Source organism: Promicromonospora kroppenstedtii DSM 19349, from assembly GCF_000515355.1.
Lineage (GTDB): Bacteria > Actinomycetota > Actinomycetes > Actinomycetales > Cellulomonadaceae > Promicromonospora > Promicromonospora kroppenstedtii.
Map to the genome: position 1 here is coordinate 1 of NZ_KI911572.1, position 3,585 is coordinate 3,585.

2 protein-coding genes and 1 pseudogene are annotated in these 3,585 nt (G+C 71.8%); 1 reads left to right on the forward strand and 2 read right to left on the reverse strand.

The window, feature by feature from the left end; genetic code table 11:
• Positions 1-404 (forward strand): annotated as a pseudogene (locus tag PROKR_RS33350) (phosphatase PAP2 family protein); the annotation flags it as partial.
• Positions 405-473: 69 nt separating this feature from the next.
• On the opposite strand, the gene PROKR_RS01045 reads toward PROKR_RS33350, so the two are convergent.
• Both PROKR_RS01045 and PROKR_RS01050 read right to left on the reverse strand, forming a co-directional pair.
• The gene (locus PROKR_RS01045; protein WP_036958956.1) at positions 474-1,928 is read right to left on the reverse strand and encodes a S1 family peptidase; all 1,455 of its coding nucleotides are present in this window, start codon (positions 1,926-1,928) and stop codon (positions 474-476) included.
• A 205-nt stretch (positions 1,929-2,133) separates the two neighbouring features.
• Positions 2,134-3,255 carry a S1 family peptidase gene (locus PROKR_RS01050; RefSeq protein ID WP_036958960.1) on the reverse strand — a complete coding sequence of 374 codons (1,122 nt, stop codon included), beginning with the start codon at positions 3,253-3,255 and terminating at the stop codon, positions 2,134-2,136.
• Positions 3,256-3,585: the final 330 nt, after the last annotated feature.

Consider the following 3,585-nt stretch of genomic DNA (forward strand, 5'->3'; position numbering starts at 1 on the left):
GGCGCCCGCTCGTCGCGCTGGCGGGCGCGGCCTACACGGCGGCGACCGGCGTGTCCACGCTGATCGGTCAGTGGCACCGGCCGTCCGACGTCGTCGCCGGGATCCTGGTGGTGCTCGCCTGGGGCGCCGGCGTCTGCGCGCTGAGCTCCCGGTCGTCCCTGGACGAGCCGCGGTTCGGCGCGGAGCCCGGGTCGTCGGGCGCGGCCGGCCTGCTGCTGCTCGGCGCCCTGGTCAGCGGTGTGCTCGGCGTCGGCGCGCTGGGCAGCGTGCGCGGCTACGGCTGGGCGCTGCCGATCGGCGGTGACCTGACGGCGTACATGGGCGGTGCGCTCGGCGTGGTGGCCGCCACCCTGGGCTCGTTCGCCCTGCTCCTCCTGGTCCGTCAGTCCACGGCGCGCCCCTGACCCGGCGAACGTGTCAGACGCTCGGACCACAATGGTGACCTGAGCGTCTGACACGTCATGGGACGGGGGTCACGGGGTCGAGTAGCCGCCCGTGTACGAGCCCGAGCCCGAGTAGGACTCCACGACCCAGCGGTAGGTGCCGGCCGTGCCGTTGTAGCTCACGCTCTCGTCGGGCTGCGACGTGATGCCCTGCGCCACGGTGACCCAGCTGCTGCCGCTCACCTTCTGCAGGAACAGGTCGAAGTCGGCGCCGGTCGGGCCGTCGAGGCAGCCCGTGATGGTGCCGGACGACGCCGAGAAGCCGCTGCTGCTCGGCTTGTACGTGTAGGCGCCGCTGCTCAGCGAACCGCTGAACGCCGTCTCCTGGCTCGCGCAGCCGGTCGGGGGCGTGGTGCCGCCGCCACCGGTGATCAGCGTGACGCCCGCGGCGCTGAGCGCCTCGTTCACCGGCTGGAAGTACGTGGTGCCGCCGGAGGAGCAGTTGCCCGAGCCGCCCGAGGTCATGCCCTGGGCCTGGGTGCCGGCCAGGAGCGAGCCTCCGGAGTCGCCCGGCTCGGCGCAGACGTTGGTGCGGATCAGGCCGGAGACGGTGCCCTCGGCGTAGGTGACGGACGCGTTCAGCGCCTGGATGGTGCCGCAGTGCCAGCCGGTCGTGGAGCCCGAGCGGCAGACGGTGGCGCCCACGGCTGCCGCCGTCGAGCCCGCGACGTTCACGGTGCCGCCGCTGTAGTTGTTGACCGCGCCCACGGGGGTGTCGTCCGTGCCGACGTTCACGTAGGCGTAGTCGTTGCCCGGGAACGAGGAGGTGCGGAAGGTGCCGCTGGGGCTGGTGGTGGCGTTGCCGACGTCGCCGCAGTGGCCGGCGGTGACGAACCCGCCGGTGGCCGAGAAGCCGACCGAGCAGCGCGAGCCGCCGATGTAGTAGGCATTGCCGCCGATCACGTTGATGAACGTGCGGGGCATCTCCTTCACCTCGACGAGGGAGACCGTGCCGGCGGCGATGCCGGCCCGCTCGACGGCGGCGGCGACGGCGGCCTTGGCGCCCTCGGCGACCTCCAGCACCACCGAGTTGGACTCGACGTCCACGTACGCGCCGGCGACCTCGGCCTCGGGAGCCGCCCGGTACGCCTTCGTGGCCAGCCGGTCGAGCTGTGCCAGGGACCGGTCGACGGTGACCGCCTTGGCGCCGGCGGCCCGGACCTCGGCCGCACCGGCCTTGTCGGTGACCGCGACGAACAGCTCGGTGCCGCTCACCCAGGCACCCGCGTAGCCCTTGTCGAGGGACTTGGCGATGGCGTGCTGCTTGTCGGACAGGGCCTCGTCGGTCTTGAGGCGGGCCACGGCCTGGGAGGTGGTCAGGCCGAGGTCGCGCTCCATGGCGTCGACCATGCCCGGGGCGTAGCTGGACACCTCGGGCTTGTCGGCTCCGGCAGCAGCGGTTGCGGTCGCAGCGGTGATGCTGCCGGCGAGAAGCGTCGCCGCGGCTGTGGCCACGGTGATCGCCTTGAAGGATGTGCGTCTCATGTCCAGCGACTCCTTGTCGTCGGGGCAATGAATTCACCCAGTGCGACAGAGCGTAAGGTCGCGTTCAGGTAACTCCCAGATACCGTTTGGGACATATCGGCGCAATATGCGGACATGCCGCAGAGCGGGTAGGGGCTTCCCCTACCCGCCCGGCGGCCCGACGGCGGTGGCGCTCAGCGCCCTCGTGTCAGCGCCTTCAGCTGGTTCAGTTCGTCAGGAGCGACACACCGGCCGCGCTCAGCGCCTCGCCCACCGGCTGGAAGAAGGTCTGGCCGCCGGACGAGCAGTTGCCGCTACCGCCGGAGGTCATGCCCTGAGCCTGCGAGCCGGCGAGCAGCGAGCCACCCGAGTCGCCCGGCTCGGCGCAGACGTCGGTCTGGATGAGGCCTGAGACGCTGCCCTCGGCGTAGTTCACCGTGGCGTTGAGCGCCTCGATGGTGCCGCAGTGCCAGCCGGTCGTGGAACCCGAGCGGCAGACGCTGGCGCCCACGGCGGCCGGCGTCGAACCCTCGACGGCCACGGTGCCGCCGTTCCAGTCGTCGACGACGCCCACCGGGGTGTCGGAGTCGACCGAGACATAGCTGTAGTCGCTGCCCGGGAACTCCGAGACCTCGAAGGTGCCGTTCGGCTCGCTCGCGGTGGAGCCGACCGAACCGCAGTGGCCGGCCGAGACGAAGCCGCCGGTGACGGCGAAGCCGACCGAGCAGCGTGCGCTGCCGTCGATGAAGTACGCCTCGCCGCCGATCACGTCGGCGTAGGTCCGGGGCCGCTCCGTCGCGGTCGCCAGACTGACGGCGGAGGCCGGCACGCCCGCCTCGGCGACGGCGGCCCGGACGTCGGCCGCGGCGCCCTCGACCACGTCGATGACGATCTCGTTGGTCTCCACGTCCACGTGGTACGAGGTCACGTCGGACGAGGACAGCGCGCCGTCCAGGTCCGCCGTCCAGGTGTCGAGCGCCTTGAGCGAGTTGTCCACGGTCACGGGGGTGGCCCCGGCCGCGCGGACGTCGGCGGCCTGCGCGGCGTCGGTGACGGCGACGTGCAGCGCGTCCGACCCCTCGACCCAGGCTCCGGCATAGGAGGCGCCGAGCGACTTCTCCAGGCTCTGCTGCGTGTCGGCCAGGACCTCCTGCGCCTCGATCTGGGCCACGGCGTCCGCCGTGCTCAGGTCGAGGTCGCGCTCCATGGCGGCGACGAGGCCCGGCGTGTAGCCGGCGGTCGCGGCGTCGACGTCGGACGGTGCGGCGGCGACGGCGCTGATGGTGCCGGCAAAGAGGCCCACGGTGGCGGTTGCCACGGCGACGCCCCGGAGGGAAGTACGTCTCATCTCCAGCGACTCCTTGAGTCAGAGGGGGTGAAGTTCCACCCACGGGTGATTTTTCACCCGCACTGCCACATTAGGAGGAGCTGGACTTCACGCCCAGATCACACTCAGGTCATACATATTTCCTATGGAGGGCAAACCACGTAAGTGCCCACCCCGACCCGTCAACCGAGCATCCCGTACATCGCCAGCCACTGCTCGTACTGCGGGCTGCGGCGCACCGCGTCACGGTGGGCGCGGTGCGCCGCGCCCTCGACGGCCTCCAGGTCCACGCGCAGATCGGCGTCATGCCGCCAGCCCAGGTAGTGGGTACGGCGCAACGGCGCCCCGGCC

Excerpts from the sequence above, each read along its gene's own strand:
- PROKR_RS01045 (WP_036958956.1), bottom strand. The coding sequence starts at position 1,928 with ATGAGACGCACATCCTTCAAGGCGATCACCGTGGCCACAGCCGCGGCG.
- PROKR_RS01050 (WP_036958960.1), bottom strand. The coding sequence starts at position 3,255 with ATGAGACGTACTTCCCTCCGGGGCGTCGCCGTGGCAACCGCCACCGTG.